The sequence below is a fragment of the Paraglaciecola marina genome (assembly GCF_004360155.1).
Taxonomy (GTDB): domain Bacteria; phylum Pseudomonadota; class Gammaproteobacteria; order Enterobacterales; family Alteromonadaceae; genus Paraglaciecola; species Paraglaciecola marina.
In genome coordinates this window covers 449,038-473,347 of the sequence record NZ_SAIS01000001.1, presented here as the reverse complement: position 1 = coordinate 473,347, position 24,310 = coordinate 449,038, and the positions used below count along the sequence as shown (strand labels likewise).

At 39.1% G+C, this 24,310-nt stretch carries 24 protein-coding genes and 1 tRNA gene; 12 read left to right on the top strand and 13 right to left on the bottom strand.

Going from position 1 to position 24,310, the window contains the following annotated elements; all coding sequences use genetic code 11:
- Nucleotides 1-111: 111 nt before the first annotated feature.
- On the top strand, nucleotides 112-531 hold the full coding sequence (fur, locus tag EOK74_RS08165; RefSeq protein WP_133469487.1) for a ferric iron uptake transcriptional regulator: 420 nt from the start codon (nucleotides 112-114) through the stop codon (nucleotides 529-531).
- 71 nt (nucleotides 532-602) lie between these two features.
- Nucleotides 603-1,622 (top strand): LLM class flavin-dependent oxidoreductase, encoded by a 1,020-nt coding sequence (locus EOK74_RS08160; protein WP_133469486.1) that lies wholly within the window; start codon nucleotides 603-605, stop codon nucleotides 1,620-1,622.
- On the opposite strand, the gene EOK74_RS08155 is transcribed toward EOK74_RS08160, so the two are convergent.
- From EOK74_RS08155 to EOK74_RS08145, 3 genes are all read right to left on the bottom strand, one after another.
- Nucleotides 1,597-1,938, bottom strand: coding sequence for a 5-carboxymethyl-2-hydroxymuconate Delta-isomerase (locus EOK74_RS08155; protein WP_133469485.1), 342 nt, complete (start codon nucleotides 1,936-1,938; stop codon nucleotides 1,597-1,599). The genes EOK74_RS08160 and EOK74_RS08155 overlap by 26 nt on opposite strands.
- A gap of 208 nt (nucleotides 1,939-2,146) precedes the next feature.
- The gene (locus EOK74_RS08150) at nucleotides 2,147-2,521 is read right to left on the bottom strand and encodes a response regulator (RefSeq protein ID WP_133469484.1); all 375 of its coding nucleotides are present in this window, start codon (nucleotides 2,519-2,521) and stop codon (nucleotides 2,147-2,149) included.
- 38 nt (nucleotides 2,522-2,559) lie between these two features.
- Entirely contained in the window at nucleotides 2,560-4,062 is a 1,503-nt protein-coding gene (locus EOK74_RS08145) for a sensor histidine kinase (protein ID WP_133469483.1), read from the bottom strand.
- Nucleotides 4,063-4,472: 410 nt separating this feature from the next.
- Between EOK74_RS08145 and EOK74_RS08140 the strand changes: the two genes are divergently transcribed.
- Nucleotides 4,473-6,368: a putative bifunctional diguanylate cyclase/phosphodiesterase gene (locus tag EOK74_RS08140; protein WP_133469482.1), complete on the top strand. Its 1,896-nt coding sequence runs from the start codon at nucleotides 4,473-4,475 to the stop codon at nucleotides 6,366-6,368.
- A gap of 82 nt (nucleotides 6,369-6,450) precedes the next feature.
- On the opposite strand, the gene EOK74_RS08135 is transcribed toward EOK74_RS08140, so the two are convergent.
- From EOK74_RS08135 to dcd, 5 genes are all read right to left on the bottom strand, one after another.
- Entirely contained in the window at nucleotides 6,451-7,332 is an 882-nt protein-coding gene (locus tag EOK74_RS08135; protein ID WP_166638735.1) for an alpha/beta hydrolase, read from the bottom strand.
- A 238-nt stretch (nucleotides 7,333-7,570) separates the two neighbouring features.
- Nucleotides 7,571-8,806 (bottom strand): NHL repeat-containing protein, encoded by a 1,236-nt coding sequence (locus tag EOK74_RS08130; RefSeq protein ID WP_133469480.1) that lies wholly within the window; start codon nucleotides 8,804-8,806, stop codon nucleotides 7,571-7,573.
- 259 nt (nucleotides 8,807-9,065) lie between these two features.
- Nucleotides 9,066-9,142: transfer RNA gene (locus tag EOK74_RS08125), tRNA-Pro, on the bottom strand.
- 94 nt (nucleotides 9,143-9,236) lie between these two features.
- The gene (locus EOK74_RS08120) at nucleotides 9,237-9,863 is read right to left on the bottom strand and encodes a flavin reductase family protein (RefSeq protein ID WP_133469479.1); all 627 of its coding nucleotides are present in this window, start codon (nucleotides 9,861-9,863) and stop codon (nucleotides 9,237-9,239) included.
- 60 nt (nucleotides 9,864-9,923) lie between these two features.
- A complete protein-coding gene (dcd, locus tag EOK74_RS08115; RefSeq protein ID WP_133469478.1) occupies nucleotides 9,924-10,514 on the bottom strand; it encodes a dCTP deaminase in 591 nt (196 codons plus the stop codon).
- A 254-nt stretch (nucleotides 10,515-10,768) separates the two neighbouring features.
- Between dcd and metG the strand changes: the two genes are divergently transcribed.
- Nucleotides 10,769-12,796, top strand: coding sequence for a methionine--tRNA ligase (gene metG / locus EOK74_RS08110; RefSeq protein WP_133469477.1), 2,028 nt, complete (start codon nucleotides 10,769-10,771; stop codon nucleotides 12,794-12,796).
- A 79-nt stretch (nucleotides 12,797-12,875) separates the two neighbouring features.
- On the opposite strand, the gene EOK74_RS08105 is transcribed toward metG, so the two are convergent.
- Together EOK74_RS08105 and EOK74_RS08100 are read right to left on the bottom strand one after the other, a co-directional pair.
- Entirely contained in the window at nucleotides 12,876-13,655 is a 780-nt protein-coding gene (locus tag EOK74_RS08105) for a DUF3307 domain-containing protein (RefSeq protein WP_133469476.1), read from the bottom strand.
- Nucleotides 13,648-14,295, bottom strand: coding sequence for a hypothetical protein (locus EOK74_RS08100; protein ID WP_166638734.1), 648 nt, complete (start codon nucleotides 14,293-14,295; stop codon nucleotides 13,648-13,650). The genes EOK74_RS08105 and EOK74_RS08100 overlap by 8 nt, the downstream gene beginning before the upstream one ends.
- Before the next feature lie 310 nt (nucleotides 14,296-14,605).
- Between EOK74_RS08100 and EOK74_RS08095 the strand changes: the two genes are divergently transcribed.
- Complete coding sequence (locus tag EOK74_RS08095; protein ID WP_133469474.1) at nucleotides 14,606-15,079, top strand: nuclear transport factor 2 family protein; 474 nt, start codon at nucleotides 14,606-14,608, stop codon at nucleotides 15,077-15,079.
- Between the two features lie 5 nt (nucleotides 15,080-15,084).
- Here EOK74_RS08095 and EOK74_RS08090 read toward each other — a convergent pair whose 3' ends face one another.
- The gene (locus EOK74_RS08090; RefSeq protein WP_133469473.1) at nucleotides 15,085-15,849 is read right to left on the bottom strand and encodes a class I SAM-dependent methyltransferase; all 765 of its coding nucleotides are present in this window, start codon (nucleotides 15,847-15,849) and stop codon (nucleotides 15,085-15,087) included.
- 47 nt (nucleotides 15,850-15,896) lie between these two features.
- On the opposite strand from EOK74_RS08090, the gene gloB reads away from it, so the two are divergent.
- The 4 genes from gloB (at nucleotide 15,897) to EOK74_RS21020 (ending at nucleotide 18,893) form a co-directional block, all read left to right on the top strand.
- Complete coding sequence (gene gloB / locus EOK74_RS08085) at nucleotides 15,897-16,667, top strand: hydroxyacylglutathione hydrolase (RefSeq protein WP_133469472.1); 771 nt, start codon at nucleotides 15,897-15,899, stop codon at nucleotides 16,665-16,667.
- A gap of 134 nt (nucleotides 16,668-16,801) precedes the next feature.
- Nucleotides 16,802-18,424 (top strand): LysM peptidoglycan-binding domain-containing protein, encoded by a 1,623-nt coding sequence (locus EOK74_RS08080; protein WP_205964576.1) that lies wholly within the window; start codon nucleotides 16,802-16,804, stop codon nucleotides 18,422-18,424.
- An 11-nt stretch (nucleotides 18,425-18,435) separates the two neighbouring features.
- Nucleotides 18,436-18,666: a hypothetical protein gene (locus EOK74_RS21025; RefSeq protein WP_239024050.1), complete on the top strand. Its 231-nt coding sequence runs from the start codon at nucleotides 18,436-18,438 to the stop codon at nucleotides 18,664-18,666.
- Nucleotides 18,667-18,713: 47 nt separating this feature from the next.
- A complete protein-coding gene (locus EOK74_RS21020; RefSeq protein ID WP_239024049.1) occupies nucleotides 18,714-18,893 on the top strand; it encodes a methyltransferase family protein in 180 nt (59 codons plus the stop codon).
- Nucleotides 18,894-18,979: 86 nt separating this feature from the next.
- Here the strand turns inward: EOK74_RS21020 and EOK74_RS08070 are convergent, their stop codons facing one another.
- Nucleotides 18,980-19,450 (bottom strand): hypothetical protein, encoded by a 471-nt coding sequence (locus EOK74_RS08070; protein ID WP_133469470.1) that lies wholly within the window; start codon nucleotides 19,448-19,450, stop codon nucleotides 18,980-18,982.
- Nucleotides 19,451-19,656: 206 nt separating this feature from the next.
- A complete protein-coding gene (gene cysS, locus EOK74_RS08065; protein ID WP_133469469.1) occupies nucleotides 19,657-21,036 on the bottom strand; it encodes a cysteine--tRNA ligase in 1,380 nt (459 codons plus the stop codon).
- 175 nt (nucleotides 21,037-21,211) lie between these two features.
- Between cysS and EOK74_RS08060 the strand changes: the two genes are divergently transcribed.
- The 3 genes from EOK74_RS08060 to EOK74_RS08050 all read left to right on the top strand — a co-directional run bounded on the left by EOK74_RS08060 (nucleotide 21,212) and on the right by EOK74_RS08050 (nucleotide 24,305).
- On the top strand, nucleotides 21,212-21,706 hold the full coding sequence (locus EOK74_RS08060) for a peptidylprolyl isomerase (protein ID WP_133469468.1): 495 nt from the start codon (nucleotides 21,212-21,214) through the stop codon (nucleotides 21,704-21,706).
- Nucleotides 21,707-21,763: 57 nt separating this feature from the next.
- On the top strand, nucleotides 21,764-22,501 hold the full coding sequence (gene lpxH, locus EOK74_RS08055; protein WP_133469724.1) for a UDP-2,3-diacylglucosamine diphosphatase: 738 nt from the start codon (nucleotides 21,764-21,766) through the stop codon (nucleotides 22,499-22,501).
- Nucleotides 22,502-22,727: 226 nt separating this feature from the next.
- A complete protein-coding gene (locus tag EOK74_RS08050) occupies nucleotides 22,728-24,305 on the top strand; it encodes an alkaline phosphatase (RefSeq protein ID WP_133469467.1) in 1,578 nt (525 codons plus the stop codon).
- The last annotated feature ends 5 nt before the right edge of the window (nucleotides 24,306-24,310 follow it).

The following is a 24,310-nucleotide window of genomic DNA, read 5'->3' as shown; positions in this document are numbered from 1 at the left end:
AAGCTCCTTTTTTAATGTTTTGTTAAATACTTAACACAAATACTCAGGAATGCCTTTTAAATCAAAATAGGTCACCTATAATGTCCTCATACTCTCTCTGTAAGAATGCGCATGGAACAAAATAAAGAATTGAAGAAAGCTGGTTTAAAGATAACCTTACCACGCTTAAAAATACTCGAAATATTACAACTACCACAGAATCAACATATTAGTGCGGAAGATGTTTATAAGATTCTGATTGATCAAGGCGAAGAAATTGGCTTAGCAACAGTATATCGTGTACTCAACCAATTTGATGATGCCGGAATATTAAACCGCCATCATTTTGAAGGTGGTAAATCAGTCTTTGAAATAAGCCATAAAGAGCATCATGATCATTTAGTTTGTCTTAAATGCGGAAAAGTTATCGAATTTGAAGACGAGGTAATTGAAAAACGCCAAGATGAAGTCGCTAAGCGCCACAATATGAAATTAACCCACCATAGTCTTTATTTGTATGGTGAATGCAATGAAGAGTGTGACGACGAATAAACTTCCCAAAACGCCGCTTACAAGCGGCGTTTTACTATAAGCAGCATAAAAAGTAAAAGTTAACTTCCAATATGGTCCCTTTCTCAATTCTTGATCTTGCACCAATTACCGAAGACAGCGATGTTAAAACTGCCCTAGAAAACTCTCGAAAATTGGCTATTTTGGCGGAGGAAACTAACTATCATAGAGTGTGGTTAGCTGAGCATCATGGTATGCGCGGTGTAGCAAGTTCTGCTACAGCAATTGTTTTAGGACATATTGGAGCTGCCACTAAAAATATTCGTATTGGCTCAGGGGGCATCATGCTTCCTAACCATTCTCCGTTAGTAATAGCAGAACAATTTGGAACATTAGCGTCTCTATTTCCAAACAGAATAGACTTAGGCTTAGGCAGAGCGCCAGGTACAGACATGGCAACAGCTCATGCACTGCGACGAAACACTAGTAAAGTTGATACTTATGAAAATGATATTCTTGAGTTACAGAGATATTTGGCCCCCCCTACTCCCGCGCAAAAGGTCATAGCGATACCTGGAGAGAATACCCAAGTCCCACTATGGATGTTAGGATCAAGTTTATATAGTGCAAAGCTCGCAGCTAAACTAGGTCTTCCTTACTCGTTTGCATCACACTTTGCACCGGATCAACTATTTGACGCCCTTTCACTCTATAGAGCAGGGTTTAAATCATCAATACAATGTGAGCGTGCGTACGTAATGGCTGGAGTAATGGCGGTTGTGGCTGATACAGATGAAGAAGCAAACTACTTATTTACGTCGGTACAACAACAGTTTATAAATTTGCATAAAGGTATCAATAAGCCCTTTTCTAAACCTACGGAGGACTTATTAAACTACTGCTCGGCCTCAGAGAAAGCAATGTTGTCACACATATTACGTTATGCATTAGTGGGCTCAAAACAACAAGTAACTGATAAATTAGAAAAATTCATTGAAGCGACAAAAATAGATGAACTAATCATATCAACGCCCATACATGATATACAGGCCCGATTAAAAAGCGTTTCATTACTTGCTAATACTGGCTTATCAAAAGCCACAGGGTTTAAAAAGTATGGTCAACAAAACTAGCTCGGTGAATGTCCACAATTTCTACGGAAACAAACACACTCGTTAAAGCCAACTCTTTTAACTCACTCAGTACCGCATTCGAAATTTCACTTTTTTGCTCATCAGTACGGCCACTTAGAATATGAGCAGACACATGCAAAAAATCTTTCGAAACATCGTGTAATCTAAACTGAGGGCGAGGCTCTACACGAATTTTGATTGCCTCTGGAGGAAAGTGACTGCTGTTTTTGGCACCAGCAAACACTTTATCCATAATAGTGTCAGCATCAATTTGATTAGTTAATGAGCCACTGTGCTCAATTACAAAATTTGGCATTTTAAAAAACTCCTTTAAATGAATGTTCTTGTTTGGGCTATTATATCGTAACGAGCGTCAGAATAAGTAATTATGTAAAGTGAAAGTACTAAATAAATCTATAAGCCAAACAGTACATCCCAGACGTTAAATATTAAAAAATGCAGATCCCACAATTGATACCCCCAACATTTCTGACTTTTATTAAGGTATAACAAAGCTAGATTTATTAAGAAGTCTTAAATAAGCCTTCTAAGTCTGCAATCTCAAGAGGCTTAGTCAAATAGCGTTTAACACTGTTATAGGCGAGGCATTTGTCTTTTTCTTCAGGCTGGCAGGACGAGGTGAGCATAACGATAGAGGTTGAATTCAGGTCGCTCGACTCGTAGGCTTTCAAAAAATCGTGGCCATTCATTCTTGGCATATTAATATCTAAAAATATAAAAATAGGTTGTGGCTGTGTGCCTTTTAAAATATCTAATGCTTCTACCCCATCAAACGCTTGAAGTACTTCTAAATTTTCATCAAATTTATTAAACATGTATTTAGCTATGACTTGATCAATTTCACTATCTTCAACAACTAATACTGACGATGTCGGCATTATGCACTCCACTGATTAATATTAGACTTGAATATAGTTCATTCTAGAGATTGTGGTAATGTAACTTTAAAGGTACTGAGGTTATCCATATCATCAAACTCAATCCTTCCCCCAAGTACGTCCACACTTTTCTTCATCATATATAGCCCTAAACCAGACCCGAATGATGTTTTAGGGTGAAATCGTTTAAACATTTGAAATAACTGCTTTTGAAGTGACTTTGGAATACCCAAACCATTATCGCTAACAGTTAGTATAAACTTATTTTCCTGACGGTAAGTAGTCACCTTTACAAATGAAGAATCATTGCTAACATCTTGATATTTAATAGCATTTGATAATAAGTTTTCAACAATTAACACAAACCGATTCTTTTTAGTGATTAGTGATTGTTCAAATTGAGGAACTAATTGAATACTTAAGCGCTCATAATTTTCCATATGTTTTAATTTATTTAATGAATCATTAATTACAGTGTCTACGTTTACTGCTTCGTAGTCTTCTTTCTCATTTTTGGTTAAAGTTAAAGTAAGAATATCTTTAACCAACTCTTCCAGTTGATTCAGCGACTTTTGAATACGACCAATGCCCATTAAAGCATGGTCTTTCTCATTATTTTCAATAGCCTCTTGGACTATATCTAAGAGGCGAATAGACGAAACTAATGGTGACCGTAAATCATGGGACGTACGATATGAGAACTCTTCTAACTCAGCGTTAGCTTGTTCTATTCTATCTTCCGATTTTTTTCGTTCTGATATATCTCTTACAATGCCACTATAGAGTTTACGACCATGTATATGAACTTCACTTACCGAAAGATCTAACGGGAAACAAGTACCGTTTTTTCGTTTCCCTTTAACTTCTCTCCCAATACCAATAATCTTTTTTGTACCTGAATTCTGGTAATTTTGTAAGTATCCGTCATGCTCCTTGTAATAAGGTTCAGGCATTAACATTTTTACATTCTTACCCACCACCTCAGCAAACGTAAAACCAAATATGCCTTCACATGCTTTATTGTAATGTTCAATTTTTCCAACTTCATTAATAGTTATTAACCCATCAACCGTATTATCTACAATGGCTTGAAGCTTTGCTTGATTTTCCAATAGCGCTTGTTCTGCGCCTTTGCGATCTGAGATATCTCGAATTGTCCCCACAAACATGGTTTCACCTGCAATACTCATCTCGTTAACGCCTAACTCCATAGAAAAGATAGTACCGTTTTTTCGTTGAGCTTCTACCTCCCTCCCCTTTCCAATAACCTGTTTGTCGCCAGTATTAAAATAATTTTGAAGATAACCGTCATGCTCTTTATGGTAAGGCTCTGGCATTAGCATTTTTACATTTTTACCAATAACTTCTTCTGGAGCATAACCAAAGATACGTTCTGCGGATGGGTTAAAGCTTTGAATGTCCCCTCGATTATTAATGGTAATAATACCGTCGATAACAGTATTTAGTACCGCTTCTAACCGGGATGAGTGAGCTTTACTATTTATTTTTGGAGATGAAGAATTAAAAGGTATCGTCGGCATGGCAGATCACCCAAGTTCTTTGTTTCAGCAATGATAGCAACTTTTACGGTTAATTAACCACCCTATAAAAGATCAGACATCTAGCTTATACAAGGTAGTGAATCACACTCTTGTATGCTTTATAGATCAATACATTAAATTCACTAAGCAAGACTGTTAGCAATAAGCGATAAAACCCACTAACCTAGTATCCGAATTAAGGGCTGATAAAAACAGAAGCGCTAACAGGATGAACCTTGGAAGAAAGTAAATTTACCGTATAGGTCTAAATTTAGTTATGTGTCCTGAAACATGCGTATCAACATCAAGCAATCTGAATATTGCAGATTAATAGTTTGTGCTGTAATTTCTGCAAACACCCTTAATTCAGGGCGCTAGGCTCGGTAGTCAAACTACTCAAATTAGACATAATGACTCACAATCAAGATCTTCAGGATAATCATCAACATAAACATATTTTAAATGACAAGGATGTATTTAGTGGCATTCGCCGTCAAAGACTAATGCAAATATGTATGGTCTCTTCTTTTGCTCTGATAGCGTCCCTTCTAGTCGCTAGAAGCCTGACTTTAGTCATTTTTTCAATTGGGCTTAGTTGCTTACTTGTTGCATTCATTTTTGCATATAGACACAAAATAACGGTATCTGCCTATATATTGTTGGGCTCTTTAACGACTATGTTATTTGCATTAGCATTTACAGGAGCCGGTTTATTTGACCTAGCTATTTTAGGTTACCCAAGTTTATTTATATTCGCCGCGATCCTAGGTGGAGTTGGGTTATTTATTTCAATTCTGATATTTGTTATTTCTCAATGCACAATCCTAGCTTGGCTCACATTAAATGGCTCAATTACCCCTAATATTCCAAGCTTGAGTTGGTCCCATCTAGTTTTCATTTTGGTTATTTTTATTGTAACTAGCTTCAGCGTTTATATCTTAGTAAGAGATATAAAACGCTTGATGTTGTCATTACACAAAGAAAATACCAAGGTACAACGAAGCCAAACTCAAATTCAACACCTCGCCCACCACGACCCATTAACGGATCTTCCTAACCGTTATTATGGTGAAATACTATTTACACAATCATTGGCTGATAGCCTCAAAAATCATCAACAATTAGCATTATTATTCTTTGATTTAGATAACTTTAAACCAGTGAATGATGTGTTAGGGCACGCAGCCGGAGATCTACTTTTAAAAGAGCTTGCACAAAGGCTGACTAGTATTTTAGAAGCAAATCAATATCTAATCCGCTTTGGTGGAGACGAATTCTTATTGTTAGCTCCTCATTCCAATGATCTCGCCCATCTCAATAAATTAGCCCATGAACTAATAAGACAATGCTCCCTCGTATTTACTATTCAACAAACACAAGTAGCGGTTTCAGCCTCATTGGGTATTGCTTGTACATCTCAACACGGCACTAACTTTAAACAACTTTGCCGTAAGGCAGACATAGCTATGTATCAAGCTAAAGAAGCAGGCAAGAGTACCTTCCATTTCTATGACAGCTATATGGACAAAGCTAGCGATGCTAAATTTAAGTTGTTACAAACATTGCGACCTGCTGTTAGTCAAAAGCAATTTCAACTTTATTACCAACCCATGGTAGATCTAAAAAGTGGTAGTGTTACAGCTGTAGAAGCTTTATTGCGCTGGCCACAACCTGATGGCAGTACAATTACACCCGATCAATTTATTCCACTGGCAGAAAGTAGCGGCTTAATAAATGAAATCGGCCAATGGGTCATTCAGGAAGCCTGTAGGTTTTGTGCTAAACAAAGACAGCAAGGACATCCTAAACTACGGGTCGCCATCAACCTTTCCGTAATGCAGTTCAAAGATGGGCATTTACAAGATACAGTTGAAGATGCATTACGCAAAGCAAAGCTACCCGCAGAGGCTTTAGAGTTAGAGTTGACAGAATCACTATTGATAGATGATACCCATCAGATAGAAAAACAACTTAATAGGTTGAGTCAATTAGGAGCATCAATTGCTATTGATGATTTCGGGACAGGATACTCAAACTTAGGGTATTTAAGAGAATTTAGCGCTAGTAAGTTAAAAATAGACCGTTCATTCATCAATTCCTTGGTGAGTGATAAGCAAGACGATTCAATAGTAAAAGCTATTATTAATATGGCTAGTAGCTTAGGCTTAAAGACAGTAGCTGAAGGTATAGAGGATAAAGCTACACTCAATAAATTAATTGCATTGGGCTGTGAAATTGGACAAGGTTACTACTGGTCTAAACCTTTACCAGAAAACGTTTTGACAGGGTATTTAAATAAGACCTAATGCAATTATCAAAAACAAGATATGAACTTGATTAGTGATAGTGTTTTTGGTTTATCTTACCCCGCCTAAAATAAATAATTGATTACAGGCCAGTTATCCAATTCAAAGTCAAACCTAACACTTTAGCCTTTTGACTGTTTTCGGGGTCAAAAACATCAAATATATGGTCTGCTCCCCCTAAATAGTATGCATCCTCACTAACAGCACTACTTGCCTTAAAAATCACCTTTTCATGGGCTGGTAGATAATCATCTGTACCCCGTATGGCTAACAAATGCCCTTTAAACTCACCTAAGTTACGAATAGGGTTATAGCCCAACATCCCAATTACATGTTGTCGAGTAAAGGTTAAATCTGCCCAAGCTTCCTTAAGTACACTTTCACCTTCATCAATTGCACCTCTAACCGCTTCGTAGTAACTAGGTTGCGTAACAATTTCATTAGGATTTAAAGCACTAGACCATAACACTACTCCCTCAAAGGTTTTAGGATGACGGCTAACTAACTCCATAGCCGTTGCACCTCCAAGGCTAAAACCAACTACCACTAATGGTAATGTAGGATACTGCTTCTTTAAATATTCTAAGGCAGCCTCTGTATCCTCCATTCTACTTTTAAACGTACTCGTTAAAGTAAAGTTACTTTTTTCTCGCTCTGCTTCTCCCTGCACATCAAACCGCAATGAAGCTATACAACTTCCTCTTAATTGCGCAGATAAATCTTTATATAAATCACCCACTTCATCTTTTTGCCCAACCCAACCATGGATCAACAAAACCGCTGATTTAGCCTTACATTTTGGTTGTTCAATTATTGCCGATGAGCCAGTATTTAAAACAAAATCTTTAGTGACCCCAGAAGATGGCTCAGTAGTTGAATGTATGGCCTCCATAGGCGCGGCACAACTTGAAAACACAATACTCAGACTAAGCCCTGCTAATAAAGCGTTATAAAATTTACTCATTTTCATAGTTACCCTTTTATTTTTATTATTATTATTATTATTATTATTATTATTATTATTATTATTATTATTATTATTATTATTATTATTATTATTAAATCTCAGTTTTGGATAAGACCTATAGAAAACTATTTTTTAATTGATAACTCAAGTGTTTTAGTGAAATTTGAACTTATCGGTTCATAAACCACAGGGTCAAAAAAGCTACCTTTCCGCTGTGGCTTATCCGATAAAATAGTTACTTGGTAAAGCCCGTCAGTACAAATTTTTGTACTCTTCGACCTGTATTTACTTCAGATGTATACAGATTCCCTTCGCTGTCTACTACCACACTATGTAACCAAGTAAACTGCCCTGGATAGCGCCCAGGTCTACCAAAACTCCCTAAGACTTCGTAAGTATCATGCCACAATACCCATATGCGCCCATTCATCATATCAGCCACATACATGTATTTGTTATCCGGTGAAAAATCTACATCGGTAGCACTGCCAACTCCACCGGTATCTTTGGCTATAATCACGTCTTGTAAAAATTCAACTTTGCCTGACTCATTCATTTTAAATACTTGTAGTCGATTGTTTTTTCTATCGCATACATAAATTCTGCCATCATCTGACTGCACCACACAATGTACAATGTCTCCGAAATTTTCTGCTGTAACGCTATTTTTATCAGCACTTGCTACAGCTTGAGATACATCAAATGCGCCATCACGGGTACCGCCATCGGGCAAGCCAGCATAAGCTCCCCAAAGTTGCTCAAAAGTATTGTCTTTAGAATCAAAAGCCGTCACTCGCTTATTTATGTAACCATCTGCAATAAGGACACGATTAGATTCAGTATCATGAAAAATATCAGCAGGATTTCCTAAAGTACTTTCACTTAAATTACCGTCAGTCTCACCACGGTGACCAAATTGACGTATGAACTCCCCCTTCTGGGTATAATTGAGCACCACATGATCGCCTTTACCATTACCACCCAACCATACTGTATCTTCATCATCCACATACAAACCATGGACAGTAGACGGCCATTGACTTTGTCCTTCAATAACAGGAGCCTTATCTGGACCGCCCCAAGCATTTAAAAGTTGTCCATCAGGTGAAAACTGCAGCACATGAGGTGCCGCCTCACAACAAAGAGCGGAGTTATTCGTTAGACCTAGGTCAATTCTGCTCAAAGAGTTAGGACGATGTAACACCCACACATTATCGTGCTTGTCTAATGCTAAGCCAGGCACTTGCCCTATTAACCAAGTAGCTGGCATGTCTGGCCATCCTGTATCAACCTTGAATTGTGGCACAGCATGATTCACGTTTTCTATAGGATAACTCTCAACAGAAGTTAAGCTAGACTGCTTATTCACCTTCACTTTAGTGGTTTCAGCCAAGGTTTCAGCACTATAAAGTGAGAACATGAAAAACCCAAATACTCGGACATTAATTGATAAATTTTGAACAGTAAACATGCTTAAACACTCCTGATTATTTAATTGACTAAAAATCAATCTCATTGCAATCCCAAGAATATGACAGCTAAAATTAGATTACACCGCCCAATAGTCAATCTGCGATGAGTTACACATAAAAAAAGTTGGAGTTAGTTCAAAATAGCCGGAAATAATCAATTGAAGCAGTTACTATAAAAGTAGATAGAAACAAAAACTAACCTATGTTTGAGTCTTATTTGAAGTTTACTAATTAAGAAAGTGGGGAAAATATATTAATTGGTCGGTGTGATAGGATTCGAACCTACGACCCCTTCGCCCCCAGCGAAGTGCGCTACCAAGCTGCGCTACACACCGACCGAAGCTGCGCAGTTTACGTAATTTGACTAAATTTGCAATGCTAAATCACTGTTTTCAGTATTGTTTGCGCAATCCTTAGCCAAGAATGTACTTAATTTGATTTAGGCCTAAATAATTCGAACTTTTGTTCTTCACTTACAGTGAAGTAATCGGCCGCACCACCAGCTCGCATTACAGGCTCCATCGCTGCGGTATCGTAAATTCCATCTTTCAATGCTTTTTGAGCAATATGCACTCCAACCACTTCACCTAGCACTAACCAAGTTTGACTATTTTCTCCTTTAGCTGATTTTAACTGCATAACCTGCGAGGTTTTACACTCCATCACAACAGGACTTTTTGCAACATTAGGTACATCGATAATTTTACATTGGCCTTTAGTTAACTGTGCAAGTTCAAATTCATCTACATCAGGGTCAACAGCCACGCTGGTCTGGTTCATTGCTTCAGCAAGAGGTTTAGTGACTAGGTTCCAACAAAACTCACCTGTTTCTACCGCGTTTTTTACACTGTCTTTATAGCCTAGGCTTGAAAAACCAACTATGGGCGGTGAATAATTAAAAGCATTGAAAAAACTATATGGCGCTAAATTTACCGCCCCCGTTTTACTTTTTGTGGAAATCCACCCTATAGGCCTTGGCGCAATGATGGCGTTAAAGGGGTCATGGGGTAATTGATGCCCATTTTTCGGTTCATAAAAATGTGAATTATCCGCCATTTCACCCTCCTAAATCCAATGTCTGAGACACACTTCGCCCCCTTAACCTACCCACCATTCCTAAGATTTATCATCTGCGCTGATACGGCTTGCCGTAGCACCAGATTGATCTTTATATTTAGCGTCGAGTCTAGCGTTGTAGGGTTTTTCAGCAAAGTCAGATAAAACTTCAAAGCTTATGGCGCCTATTTTCATGCCAGGTTTTAAAGCAAGTGGTAATTTACCGCTGTTAAATATTTCGAGCACAATATTACCAGACCACCCCGGATCAATTCGATGGGCAGTAACATGCACCATTAGTCCTAATCGAGCTAATGATGAGCGCCCGTCTAACCAGCCAACGATATTAGCCGGCAGGGTAACTGATTCATAAGTAACAGCTAAAGCTAACTCTCCGGGGTGCAGAAAAAAAGCTTTGTCATCAGAAATCTCAATTTCATCACTCATCACATTATTTAATGCGGCTTGAACTTCGGCCTTAGGACCACTTAAATCAATGTAAGGAGCTTGATGATCTTCAAACACTCTAAATTTATTGCCCAATCGCATATCAACGGTTACACCGCTTATTTCTTCGTATGCAGGTTGTGGAGAAACTTTAATTTTTCCATCTAGTAAATACTGGTAGATATCTTTATCACATAAGCGCATAGCAATGGATTCTTTTATTTTATGGTGGATATTTAGGCTACTTAGCCATCTTCACGTTATAACCAAAGCTTACGCCATTTACATGGCTTTAAGGTAATAATTTTTATGACATTTTTATCACTAAGTAAAATTTTTTAGCTGTTATTGAAAAATGATTAAAATTATTCACTGGTGATGCAATTTCGTAATGCAAAGAGTCACTATTTTCGCTACTATTTGCGGCCTTTTTTAAAACTTAATAAACATAAGTGACCATGTCTGAACAAACTCGCAAAATTCTAGTAACCAGCGCCCTTCCCTATGCTAACGGCTCAATCCATTTAGGCCACCTTTTAGAGCATATTCAAACCGATATCTGGACTAGATTTCAACGAATGCGTGGTCATAATTGTTATAGCGTTTGTGCAGACGATGCCCACGGCACACCCGTTATGCTTAAAGCCCAGCAGTTAGGTATTACGGCAGAACAAATGGTAGCCCAAACCCGTGATGAGCATCATGCAGATTTAGTCGATTTTGGCGTTGAGTACGACAACTACCATGTAACTCACTCTGACGAAAACAAAGAGTTGTGTGAGTTAGTGTATAACCGCTTAAACGATTCAGGTTTTATTAGTAAACGCACCATCAGCCAGTTGTTCGACCCTGAAAAAGAAATGTTTTTACCAGACCGATTTGTACAAGGTACCTGCCCTAAATGCGGTGCCGAAGACCAAAACGGCGACAGTTGTGATGTATGTAGCGCCACCTACGACCCTACCGAGCTCAAAAATCCCCGCTCAGTAGTATCAGGTGCCGAGCCTGTGTTACGGGATTCTGAACATTACTTTTTCGACCTACCTCAGTTTGAAGGTATGTTGCAAGAATGGCTACAAAGCGATGCTGTTCAACCTGAAATCGCCAACAAACTAAAAGAATGGTTTGAAGAAGGTATGCAGCAGTGGGATATCAGCCGTGATGCGCCTTATTTTGGTTTTGAAATTCCTAATGCCCCAGGTAAGTTCTTTTATGTATGGGTAGATGCGCCAGTGGGCTATATGGCCAGCTTCAAAAACCTATGTGATAAAAATGGCCTTAACTTTGATGAATATTGGGGTAAAGATTCAGACGCTGAGCTATATCATTTCATTGGTAAAGACATTACCTACTTCCACTGTTTATTCTGGCCAGCCATGCTTGAAGGCGCTGGTTTTAGAAAGCCAACAGGGGTGAATGTACATGGCTTTGTAACCGTTAACGGCGCCAAAATGTCAAAATCTAAAGGTACCTTTATCAAAGGCCGTACTTATTTGGACCATTTAAACCCAGAGTACTTACGTTATTACTTTGCCTCGAAATTAAGTGATGCTGTAACCGACATTGACTTAAATTTTGAAGACTTTGCACAAAAAGTGAATTCCGACTTAGTCGGTAAAGTTGTCAATATTGCCAGTCGCTGCGCTAGCTTTATCACAAAACGGTTTGATGGCAAATTATCAAGTAATGTACTTGAACCTGAGCTTGTGGCTGAATTTCATCAAGCAGAGGCAAGCATTGCCACTGCATTTGAAAAGCGCCAATATCATAAAGCAATTCGCGAAATTATGGCCTTAGCTGATAAAGCTAACCAATTCATTGATGCTAATGCCCCTTGGGTTACCATCAAAGATGAGAGCAAACAGCAGTTTACCCATGATGTATGCTCGTTAGGCATTAATTTATTCCGTATTTTAGTCGTCTATTTGAAACCAGTTGTGCCCACATTAGCGAACCAATCTGAAGCATTTTTGAATGACACCTTAAGCTGGAAAAGTTCTCAACATGTATTAACAGCTCACAACATCAATAAGTTTAAAGCTCTGATGCAACGGGTAGATATGGACAAAGTCAACGCTATGATTGATGACTCAAAAGAAAATTTAGAGCCTACGGTAACCCTAGATCCAAATAGTCCTTTAGCAAAAAATCCTATTGCAGACACAATAAGCTTTGAGGACTTTGCTAAAATTGATTTACGTATTGCCCGTATAGCTAAAGCAGAACACGTAGAGAAAGCCGATAAATTATTGCGCTTAGAGCTAGATTTAGGTGGCGAAACCCGTCAAGTCTTCGCAGGCATTAAATCAGCGTATCAACCAGAAGACTTAGAGGGTAAATTGACAGTTATGGTGGCTAATTTAGCTCCTCGTAAAATGCGTTTTGGCATGTCTGAAGGCATGGTGTTAGCAGCAGGTCCCGGCGGTGAAGATCTATGGATACTGAATCCAGAAGAAGGCGCACAACCAGGTATGAAAGTTAAATAAGCCGATAATTGAACAATCCAATCACTATGTAACCCCTAGTGATTGGATCCAGTTCTTTTTAACGTTCTAAAAGCCCTGTTTATTTTCCAATAGGTAAATGGGTAACAATCGCACTAGTCGCAAGCCCCACAAAAATAGTAATAGTGAAACTAGTAAGGGTGCCAAGCATCACGTATTCCGTTAATTTTTTACCTTGTGCATTAGTTAAGTCTCCAAACCTAAAAACAGATTTAGTGGCCAGTAAAAAACCAATTGCCGCAAACTGATTCAACACTATAAAGGTTAAAATCAATAACCGCTCAAGATAGCCAATCATCTTACCTGCCGATTCTAAAGAGCTTTTACTAGAGGCTGCTTGAGCCGTTTGTGAAGCCTTCTCATTAAGCTCTTTTGTCCACGGGGCCAATACCATAGTAATCACGATTGAAGTGGGTTTTAAGATAATTAAATAGCCAATCACTAAGGCTAAATGTTTATAGGTAATGTTTTTACACAAAGCTGCAATATCATCTAGCTTAGCAGTAGCAAAACTCCATATTAAAACTAAAATCAAAATGTGAGCCCCTTGATCTATCAAAAAACTTAAAGTGGTTTTAGGCGCATATGACTTAAGCATATCAATGGCAAAATGGCTCACTATAATCACAGCACAATAGATCAAACTGGTAACCCAACCATAATGACTAAGTAACGTAAATACACCAAAAGATAATACTCCATGGACAAGGATATGCTTATATAGAGCACTAGACTTATGGTGATTAATATTACGCTCTGCCACCCATTTACTAGGCTGTAGATAAAAATCTCCTAGTATATGAGCCAAAACCAAAGCTACTAAAATGCTTATTTCAGACATGTTTGAACTCCTCACTAACACATAACTTAACGTAATTCAGATACTCTTCAACTAACTGATAACGACTAGCTATGAGTAGCTTAGTGGTATTACTCCTTGTTTTATTTAACGATTCAGCTATATCAGCATGGGACTTATCTTCAGACGTTAAATAACACAATAATGTTTCTGACTGAATCCCAGTTAAACTACTTAAATGAGCATCTAAAAACTTCGTCAACACGCTAACCTTAGACTGGAAAGCTAGATTATTTGATGACACCTTAATCAAGTCATTTTTAATGGTATCCAAACCTTTTCCTGATAAGGTAAAGGCTTCACCGGTTGAGGTTGCAATATCCCCACGCATAGAAGTAACGGCACCAATTCCAATACTCTGCCTAACATCAAAAGACGGAGTGGTAGCTTTTAACGCCAACCTAATAATGACAGCAGAGTGAATAGCTTCCACTGGCTCTGCAAATACACTTTGAAAAGCGTCCCCTCGATAGGTTTCAAACTTCATATTACGGCTAGCTTTTAACATTGTTAGGGTGCGCTCTAGGGTGTAAAGCATGCAGTCATAATCCTCAGCGTGAATTTTTTGAGAAGCTACTATGTCTCCCGTTATCACACCAACTATGTTTTCATTCATGTTCATCTCACCACTTTATGGTTATCCAGTTTAGCTGTTTAAAAAAATCACCCAAAAAATAGTGATTCATATAAGTCACTTTCAACAATGTCACTCCTAAAGGTCACTTTTACAAATGTTACTCCTAGAGCTCACTTTTATCAATGTTACCGAAAACAGTCACATCAGTTAAGAGATATTCCTGTATGTAAAATCTAAACCCAGCATGACTAGAAGTTATATTAGGTTTCATAATGGCATGAATAACTGACTAGCCCAGTCAGTAGAGATCCGCTATTGTTTAAAGATAATAATCAATCACAAATAGAGCTTACTAATGAAAACACAGTCGCGTCCACCTTTGCCTCCTTTTACCGAAGACACAGCTAAACAAAAGGTTCGTATGGCTGAAGATGGTTGGAATGGCCGAAATCCGGACAAAGTCGTTTTAGCCTACAGCGAAGATACACAATGGCGAAACCGAAATGAGTTTCCAGTTGGCCGCAAGCAAGCCCATGCATTTTTAACCAAAAAATGGGCAACTGAACATGAGTATAGACTTATCAAAGAGTTATGGGCATTTACAGACAACCGCATTGCAGTGAGATTTGCTTACGAGTGGCATGATGATTCTGGTCAATACTATCGCTCATACGGTAACGAAAACTGGGAATTTGATGAACAAGGTTTAATGCAAAAACGTTATGCCAGCATTAATGATTTAGCTATAAAGGAATCTGAGCGAAAATTTTTATGGCCTCTAGGACGCAGGCCAGATACCCACCCAAGCCTAAGTGAACTGGGGTTATAACCCCCTCACTTTTCTCTTTTCAAGGGTGTTTCGACTTGCATCGCACCGCGACTAACGCTCACTCCAACAGTAGAAAACTTAGAGGCTTTCCATTTAGGTTTAATCATAGTGAGTGGGATTTCTCGCTTTCTAGCCACTATGATATACATGGTGGTTAATGCCGATAAATACTGCTGACACCATAAACTCAACTTAGATGAGGCGTTTAGTTTGCGATTTAAAAACAACTCATTAAACAATAAATGCTTCACATCCATAATTTCAAACCCTAAAAGCTGCAACCAATCCTTCACCCTAGCGCAACTGAAATAACGGGCATCATGCAAAACACTCCCCTTATTAATGGGTAAATACTTACATAGGCCGCTTATACTAAAAGGATTAAAACCTGTTATCACCACATAACCATTAGGTATGATTGCTCTATCTACCTCTCGTAATACTTGATGAGGATCCCGAGAAAAATCTAATTCATTAGCTAAAATGAATGCATCAACACTGTTTTCAGTAATAGGTAATGACGAGGTTTTAGCAATAATACTGGAATGGCTAAGATTGTCTGGTGTGATATTCACCTGATGCTTAATAGGGCAAGATTTAAGCTCAATTTCACTGCTTAAATTGCCAAGGCGTACCAAGTGATAACCAAAAAATTTGCGGCTAGCTTCCTCGATTTCTAATTCAATCAAAGTTTTTATGTTGTCACCCACTGGTAAGTCACGCCATGATTCTGGACGACTGGGGCTAGTTGTGATTAACGCCGATTTCATACAATTTATGGTACTCTAAAAATATTAATTTGTTTAGGAGTTACACCGTGAGTTTAAATGTTCACCCCATTTCGGCCTTTGAAGACAATTACATATGGAGCATACACAATCAACAATATTGTGTAGTTGTTGATCCTGGTGATGCAACTCCAGTCATTGAATATTGTAAAAATAAACGATTAACCTTAGTAGCTATACTCATCACACACCACCATAGCGACCACACTGGCGGCATAAATACTTTATTAGAGACTTACCCCGATATCCCTGTATACGGCCCTCAAAACCCTAAAATTCAACAAATAACTCATAAATTAAAAGACGGCGATCGGATTGAACTACCTGTTTTAAAAATTAACTTGTCTATTATGGAAGTACCCGGGCACACCTTAGATCATATTACTTACTATGGCGAAGGCAGCTTATTTTGTGGCGATACCTTATTTTCTGCCGGTTGTGGCAGATTATTCGAAGGCACTCCCTTACAAATGTATCAATCGTTAGCAAAATTCAAAGCCCTTCCCAGTAAAACTAAAGTCTATTGCACCCATGAATACACATTAGCAAATATTAAGTTTGCAAAAGCTGTGGAACCAGACAACCAAGCGCTTGTCGAATACGAAAACTGGGCAGTACAAAAACGCACCAATAACTTGCCAACCTTACCTTCAACCTTAGAAAAGGAGCAAAATATTAATCCATTTTTACGTTGCAATATTGAAACGGTGGTAGCAAGTGTCAATGACAAGCAAGCAGAGCAATTAACTTCAGAAGAAGCAGTATTTGCATCACTAAGGCATTGGAAAGACAATTTTTAATTAGTAACATAACTAGCTGCCTGTATTCATATTACAAACTAGCAGGCTAAAAGCGACAAACAACAAACTAAAAATATAAAGAGAATACATTGCGTCTATATAAAGTTATTCCTGTGGTGGTGTTTACTAGCCTTATGGGCTGCCAAACAACCACTAGCAGTACCCAAAATAGTCAGCTTGAAGAAGAGCATCAAATAGCCGAAAAAATAGTGGAGTCTTGTGAGCAAGATCACGAAAATTCAGAAGGTCATTTTGATTGTGAGTCGGCTAAGGCTGGCATTATTCCCATTACTCATCCCATAGAAACCGTTGAAGTGGCCGTTGCAGTACCTGAAGAGGTTTTAGAAGCCGCAGCAGAAGTAGAGATTAAAGATGTATGGCAACGAATCCGTCACCAACTCAACTTCGAGTATGAAGATAATAGCCGTATACAGGCACAACGTAATTGGTATTTAAAACACCCTAGCTACATGAAGCGTGTTGCTAAACGAGCTAAGCCTTTTTTATATTTAATAGTCGAACAACTAGAACAACAGAATATGCCACTAGAATTGGTATTGCTCCCTATAGTTGAAAGCGCCTTTGATCCCTTTGCATACTCTCATGGCCGCGCAGCTGGCATGTGGCAATTTATTCCATCAACAGGCACACGATTTGGCATGAAACAAACTTGGTGGTACGACGGCCGTCGCGATGTCATGGCATCAACCCAGGGTGCAATCAACTATTTAAACTATTTGGTTAAAATGTTTGATGGTGACTGGTTTCATGCATTAGCAGCCTACAATAGTGGCGAAGGTCGTGTTTTAAGATCGATTAGAAAAAACAGGAAAGCAGGTAAGGCAACGGACTTTTGGCACTTAGATTTACCCAAAGAAACCCGAGCTTACGTACCAAAACTTTTAGCCCTAGCTGATATATTAAGCAACAGTGAACAATATAGTTTTGAATGGCCCAGCATTGAAAATATCCCTTTCACCCAACAAGTAAATGTTGAGTCACAAATAGATTTAGCATTAGCGGCTGATATGGCAGGCTTAACAGTAAAAGAACTGCACGCCTTAAACCCAGGTTACAACCGCTGGGCCACCGACCCTGATGGTCCTCATACCCTACTAATACCCATCGACAAAGTTACTGCTTTCACAGCTGAACTTGCAAAAACTGATAACAAAGACAGATTAAATTGGGTGAGGCATAAAGTAAAAAGTGGTGATAGTTTGCTTAAGTTGGCAGCTAAATACCACACTACAGTTGATATCATCAGTAAAGTTAACAAGCTTAAAAGCAACGTTATTGTGGTTGGTAAACACTTAATTGTGCCTGTTGCTTTAAAGTCCCTAGATTCATACTCACTATCTCAAGAACAACGTTTAGCTAAAACCCAATCTACAAAAAGTGGCGCGTATAAGCTAAAACATACAGTCAAAAGTGGTGATACTTTTTGGGATATAAGTCGTGAATACAAAGTCAATTTACGTCAGTTAGCCAAATGGAATGGTATGGCTCCCACTGATACATTACGACCCGGTAAAGAATTAGTTATATGGGTGAACCAAGTTAGTAGTAATCAAAACTCTGATGGGGTTATGCGCTCATTAACTTACACGGTTCGTAACGGTGACTCTTTGGCCCGCATAGCAGGCAAGTTCAAAGTCAAAGTCAGTGATTTACAAAAGTGGAATCAAAGTAAATTGAAAAAATACTTACAACCTGGCCAAAAACTTAAAATCTATGTTGATGTAACTCAAACTTAAAAGGCAATGCTTTGAAGTTCCTTGAGCTCAAGCTTCACCCTCCAGTCGTGTTGTGTATAACTTTGGTCAGCACTTATCTATGTAACCGTTATTTTTCGGTTATTTTGTTTCCTGGAGCGTTTCAAGACAGTTATATTTACTTTGCTACTGTGGGTGTTTTTATTGCATTAGCTGGTGTTTGGCAATTTAGACAGGCTAAAACCACACTAGATCCTCACAAACCACATAACACTAGTACTTAGTATCAACGGGTATTTATGGTTTCACCCGCAACCCTATGTATTTAGGAATGGCACTAGTATTACTGGCTGCAATTTTAAAACTTGGAAGCCCATTGGGATTAATGAACCTTCCGATTTTTGTGCTGTACCTTACCTATTTCCAAATAAAACCAGAAGAGCGCGCAATAGAGAAGCGCTTTGGTGAAGAATACAACCGTTATAAAGCCAAAGTTAGACGCTGGCTTTAAGTCGTCACCTTTAAGGCAATAAAAAAGGCAATAAGCTTTAAACTACATTGCCTTGTACCGTATTGGTTTATATATCGTCAGTAAAATTAAACAGTGATATTAATTAACGACTCGCCTTCAGCTAAACCAAAACGCTCTGCTAGTTGTGCAGTAATACTTGAGTTATCTGTTTCAGTTTCTGCTTTTTCTTCAAATAAAGTCTCTAAATAATCCACAGCATCAGTTAAATCTAAACTGCTTGAACTGTCTGCTGGAGGTGGTGGGGGTGGACGCTGACCTGACTCAGCAGAGCCTACACCTGCAAGTCCCCCAATTTCTTGAGCATCAAAGCCAACTTCAGCAAGCTTATCAGCAAAAGCAGAGCTTGGAGCTATGCCCGCATCGGCAAATGCTTCAACGATACTTGCAGCATCACTTTCAGTTAAGTTATCTGCATCATAACCCGCTAACGTTTCTTCAATTAGGGATGTTTGGTCGTCTGTAAGACTCGATTGGCCACCAGCACCAGATGGAGGAGGCGGTGGACGAAAGCTTGCGCTACCGATTGAATCAACCATATTGTTTTCCTTATTAATTTAACAAAGTAAATGGATGCTATTTCTTAATTAACCCACCTCAATTACCAATCAACCTCGGCTAACAAGTTAAGCGAAGATATATTACCAAGAAATAAACAACCGAAATGTGCAAACAATGTGCAAAACCAAGGAGGTTACAATAAAAAAGAACAGCCCCGAGAAAAATCGGGACTTAAAAGATTAAATTAACCGCGTCTCCAGGTTGTGCCACTCGCACTATCTTCCAAAACAATATTTAAGCGATTCAAAGCATCTCGGGCAGCGTCTGCTGCTGCCCAGTCTTTATTAGCACGAGCATCATTGCGAGCTTTTATAAGGCCTTCAATTTCTGCTACGTCGTCTTGCTCTCCGGCGGCGGTTCCTTGCAAGAAATCATTAGGTGATTGCTGTAAAATACCTAAAATATCAGCAAGCTTAATCATCACACCTGCCAAATCAGTTGCTTGTTGGCCTTCGGCTTTATTCACTTCTTTAGCCAAATCAAACAACACAGCAAAGGCTTCTGGTGTATTAAAGTCATCGTCCATAGCCTGATTAAAACGCTCTTGATATCCCCCCAAAGAAATATCAACGTCCATATTAGGAGTGACATCTCTAAGCGAGGTGTACAAACGTTCTAGAGACGCTCGAGCTTGTTGAATAAAGCTATCTGAATAACTCAACTGACTACGATATTGAGCCGACATCAAGAAATAACGTACAGTTTCGGCATCGTATAGATCGAGTACATCACGTAAAGTAAAGAAGTTACCCAGTGACTTAGACATTTTTTCTTCATTAACCTGTACCATGCCGGTATGCACCCAGTAATTCACATATTTAGTATCAAAAGCACAGCAGGATTGGGCCACTTCATTTTCATGATGTGGGAACACTAAGTCAGAGCCGCCACCGTGAATATCAAAATGTTCACCAAGGTGTTTGTGATTCATTGCCGAGCATTCAATATGCCATCCTGGGCGGCCATTACCCCAAGGAGACTCCCAAAAGGGCTCACCTGGTTTGACGGTTTTCCACAACACAAAATCTAATGGATCTCGTTTTTCAGATGCAACTTCAACGCGAGCACCAGCGTTTAACTGCTCTAAATCTTGACGACCTAGTTTCCCGTATGCTTCATAGGTACTCACCTCAAACAACACATCACCACTGGGTGCTTGATAGGCATGACCTTTGTCTATTAAACGCTGAATCACGTCAATAATCTCAGGCATATGAGTGGTAACACGGGGTTCAATATCTGGTTCAAGTAAACCAATCGCAGCAAAATCTTCGTGCATACGGGCGATGGTTTGCTCGGTAAACTCTGCTGCGTCTATGCCCCTTTCATTGGCGCGTGCAATAATTTTATCGTCAACATCTGTAATGTTACGCACATACTTTACATCTAAACCTCGAGAGCGCATGTAACGCACCATTAGATCAAAGCTTAAGTAAGTCCGAGCATGACCAACATGACATAAGTCGTAAACGGTAATACCACATACATATAGACCCACCTTACCAGCTTGCAATGGCTTAAATTGCTCTTTTTTTCGGGTTAAGGTGTTGTAAATATGTAGCATATAATCATTGTCCTTTAGTTAAAAATAAAGACCGAACATACGGCCTAAAAACGGAATTCTATCATTGAGAAACTCTAGCTGCACCAGTCAATTACCCTTAAAGTCTTAAAAAACAGTAGGAGATAGGCTAGAATGCTGCTGTTATTTTTATCTTCATCCTTAAAGGGGCTATTTAATGGTTAAAATCCATACAAATTACGGCGTTATCACACTAACACTTTTTGCTGATAAAGCTCCAATTACAGTTGCGAACTTTCTAGATTATGTAAAAGACGGGTTTTACGACAACACCATTTTTCATAGAGTTATTGATGGCTTCATGATCCAAGGTGGCGGATTTGAACCAGGTATGGAGCAAAAAGAAACCAAAGCAACGATTCAAAATGAAGCAAACAATGGTTTAGCCAATAACCTAGGCACCGTTGCTATGGCGCGAACAAATGAGCCCCATTCGGCTACTGCTCAGTTCTTCATTAACGTAGGCGACAATAGCTTTTTGAACTTCCGTAGCGAAAGCACTGATGGCTGGGGTTATTGCGTATTTGCTGAAGTAACCGATGGCATGGATGTTGTTGAAAAAATCAAAGCAGTATCAACAGGAAACTCAGGCTACCATCAAGATGTACCTGTAGAAGATGTGGTTATTCAAAAAGCCGAAATCATCGATTAATCTTGATACGGGGCTTAGTTACTTGCTTTGCCCCGTACTCATACTTTTTCTCAATTAATGACCTCCCCTTCCCCATTTACCTACTTCATTGCAGATTTGCATCTTTCAGCAGACAGAGATGACATTAATCAATGCTTATTTGAATTCTTAAAAAACCAAGCCACCAAAGCCGATGCTTTATATGTGTTAGGTGATTTATTCGAAGTTTGGATTGGTGATGATGAACAAAACAGCTTTACGCTAAGTATTGCTGCTGCATTTAAAGCACTGAGCGTCAAAGGTATTCCTGTTTATTTTATTCACGGTAATCGAGATTTTTTACTCAGACAAAAGTTTGCAAAGCAAGCCGGCTTTACCATTTTACCGGAGCAAAAAGTCATAAACCTATATGGCCAGCCTACCCTAATCATGCATGGCGACGAACTCTGCACTCAAGATGTTGAATATCAAAAATTTCGCAAAACCGCCCGCTCTTGGTGGTGGCCCAAAATCATGTTGAGTTTACCCCTTAGTATTCGCCGCAAATTAGCCAAAAAAGCCAGAGCCACCAGCAAAAACAAACAAACCAAACTCACAATGGAGATTATGGACGTTACCCAAGCAGCGGTAATTGCAACAATGCAATCCCATAATGTACAAAGGCTTATTCACGGCCATACCCACAGACCTGCTATCCATCATTTTGACTTAAACAACCAAGCCGCCGAGCGGATAGTGCTAGGGGATTGGTACGAACAAGCTAGTATGTTAAAAGTGTCCAGTACTAGCATAGCCCTCACTTCAGTAGCGTTATAAAAGCAATCAATAAGGTTAAAGCAATGTTAATTATTAAGGCTCAAACCCCGCCAAAATCGTGATGATATAACATAATATAAATCACAAAAAATACATAATAACGTCATAATATTGTCACCAATGTGTAGCTAACCATTCATAATCCTTCCTTATCCTATCGGCAGTCATATACCTAAACTCAGTTTAGGTATGCACGTTAAGCACTATTTAATAGGATAACAATAAGATGAAAAAAAACTGGATTGCAACGGCTAGCGCAATAGCCATAGCAGTATCTTCTGGCTTGAATGCACAGGTATTACCTGAGCATCAAACTGAAAATCAATGGTATACCGATGCCCAATCGAAGCTAGTCGAAAAATCAACCGTTAGTAACAACTTTAAAGCTAAGAACGTGATTCTTTTTGTTGGTGACGGCATGGGTGTGTCTACCTTAACAGCTTCTCGCATAATGCAAGGCCAGCTTGCAGGCAATCCGGGTGAAGAAGGTTATCTAAGCTTTGAAACCTTTCCGCACACAGCTTTAGTTAAAACCTACAACGTAGATGCACAAACACCCGATTCGGCCGGCACCATGACAGCCATGATGAGTGGTTTAAAAACAGATGTAGGTGTTATTGGTGTAGATGAAGATATTGTACGAGGTGAATGTTCAACTCAATCAGGTAATGAAGTAATAACTGCATTAGAACTTGCTGAAATCAAAGGTATGTCGACTGGTGTTATTTCAACCGCTCGTATTACCCATGCCACACCTGCTGCGACTTACGCAAAATCAGCTGACCGTAACTGGGAAGACATTTCAGATATGCCAGACGATGCAACTGACTGCGTTGATATTGCCGACCAATTAGTTAATTTTGAAGCCAATTTAGAAGCTCGTTACACAGGCGTAGATGTTGACGGTATAGAAGTTGCCATGGGTGGCGGTCGTCGCCATTTTTTACCTAATGATGAAACATACAACAGTACAGACGCAGTCAGTACTATTGAGGGTGATCGTACAGACGGACGAGACCTCACTGCGGAGTGGCAAGAAACTTATCCAAACGGAAGTTACATAGTTGACCAGGCAGGTTTTGACGCACTAGATACTGAAAATGGCGGCCATATCTTCGCTTTATTTAATGAATCACACATGCAATACGAAGCAGACCGAGCTAATGACGTCGCTGGCGAGCCTTCTTTAAGTGAAATGACCACCACTGCTATCAATAAATTAGATAACAATGAACAAGGTTTTTTCCTTATGGTTGAATCAGGTCGTATCGACCATGGACACCATGCAGGCAGCGCTTACAATGCTCTAACCGACACTTTGGAGTTTGCAGATGCTGTCGAAGCCGCAGTAAACATGACTAATGCAGATGAAACCTTAATTATCGTTACAGCTGATCATGGTCACGTATTTACTATTGCTGGCTACCCCAAGCGTGGTAACCCTATTCTAGGTAAAGTTGTTTCAGTAGGAAGCGATGAAGCTGCTATGGCTTCGGACGATATGCCTTATACCACCCTAGGTTATACCAATGGATTAGGATTTAGAAATTTAGGTACTGAAACTGATGCTGATGAGACTTACACATCAGATGCAGTAACCGGCCGTCAAGACTTAACTGACGTAGATACCACCACCTCTGGTTTTCACCAAGAAGCATTGATACCGCTTGGCTCGGAAACACACTCTGGAGAAGATATTAGCTTACATGCACAAGGACCTGGAGCTCAGCTCGCTCAGGGCGTAGTAGAGCAAAGTGTAGTATTTCACCTTATAAACCAAGCTTTAGATTTAGTAGACGAATAGTCGGA

Bases quoted from the DNA above. Each gene is read 5' to 3' on its own strand.
- fur (WP_133469487.1), top strand. From the start codon at position 112: ATGGAACAAAATAAAGAATTGAAGAAAGCTGGTTTAAAGATAACCTTA.
- EOK74_RS08160 (WP_133469486.1), top strand. From the start codon at position 603: ATGGTCCCTTTCTCAATTCTTGATCTTGCACCAATTACCGAAGACAGC.
- EOK74_RS08155 (WP_133469485.1), bottom strand. From the start codon at position 1,938: ATGCCAAATTTTGTAATTGAGCACAGTGGCTCATTAACTAATCAAATT.
- EOK74_RS08150 (WP_133469484.1), bottom strand. From the start codon at position 2,521: ATGCCGACATCGTCAGTATTAGTTGTTGAAGATAGTGAAATTGATCAA.
- EOK74_RS08145 (WP_133469483.1), bottom strand. From the start codon at position 4,062: ATGCCGACGATACCTTTTAATTCTTCATCTCCAAAAATAAATAGTAAA.
- EOK74_RS08140 (WP_133469482.1), top strand. From the start codon at position 4,473: ATGACTCACAATCAAGATCTTCAGGATAATCATCAACATAAACATATT.
- EOK74_RS08135 (WP_166638735.1), bottom strand. From the start codon at position 7,332: ATGAGTAAATTTTATAACGCTTTATTAGCAGGGCTTAGTCTGAGTATT.
- EOK74_RS08130 (WP_133469480.1), bottom strand. From the start codon at position 8,806: ATGTTTACTGTTCAAAATTTATCAATTAATGTCCGAGTATTTGGGTTT.
- EOK74_RS08120 (WP_133469479.1), bottom strand. From the start codon at position 9,863: ATGGCGGATAATTCACATTTTTATGAACCGAAAAATGGGCATCAATTA.
- dcd (WP_133469478.1), bottom strand. From the start codon at position 10,514: ATGCGCTTATGTGATAAAGATATCTACCAGTATTTACTAGATGGAAAA.
- metG (WP_133469477.1), top strand. From the start codon at position 10,769: ATGTCTGAACAAACTCGCAAAATTCTAGTAACCAGCGCCCTTCCCTAT.
- EOK74_RS08105 (WP_133469476.1), bottom strand. From the start codon at position 13,655: ATGTCTGAAATAAGCATTTTAGTAGCTTTGGTTTTGGCTCATATACTA.
- EOK74_RS08100 (WP_166638734.1), bottom strand. From the start codon at position 14,295: ATGAACATGAATGAAAACATAGTTGGTGTGATAACGGGAGACATAGTA.
- EOK74_RS08095 (WP_133469474.1), top strand. From the start codon at position 14,606: ATGAAAACACAGTCGCGTCCACCTTTGCCTCCTTTTACCGAAGACACA.
- EOK74_RS08090 (WP_133469473.1), bottom strand. From the start codon at position 15,849: ATGAAATCGGCGTTAATCACAACTAGCCCCAGTCGTCCAGAATCATGG.
- EOK74_RS08080 (WP_205964576.1), top strand. From the start codon at position 16,802: ATGGGCTGCCAAACAACCACTAGCAGTACCCAAAATAGTCAGCTTGAA.
- EOK74_RS21020 (WP_239024049.1), top strand. From the start codon at position 18,714: ATGGCACTAGTATTACTGGCTGCAATTTTAAAACTTGGAAGCCCATTG.
- EOK74_RS08070 (WP_133469470.1), bottom strand. From the start codon at position 19,450: ATGGTTGATTCAATCGGTAGCGCAAGCTTTCGTCCACCGCCTCCTCCA.
- cysS (WP_133469469.1), bottom strand. From the start codon at position 21,036: ATGCTACATATTTACAACACCTTAACCCGAAAAAAAGAGCAATTTAAG.
- EOK74_RS08060 (WP_133469468.1), top strand. From the start codon at position 21,212: ATGGTTAAAATCCATACAAATTACGGCGTTATCACACTAACACTTTTT.
- lpxH (WP_133469724.1), top strand. From the start codon at position 21,764: ATGACCTCCCCTTCCCCATTTACCTACTTCATTGCAGATTTGCATCTT.
- EOK74_RS08050 (WP_133469467.1), top strand. From the start codon at position 22,728: ATGAAAAAAAACTGGATTGCAACGGCTAGCGCAATAGCCATAGCAGTA.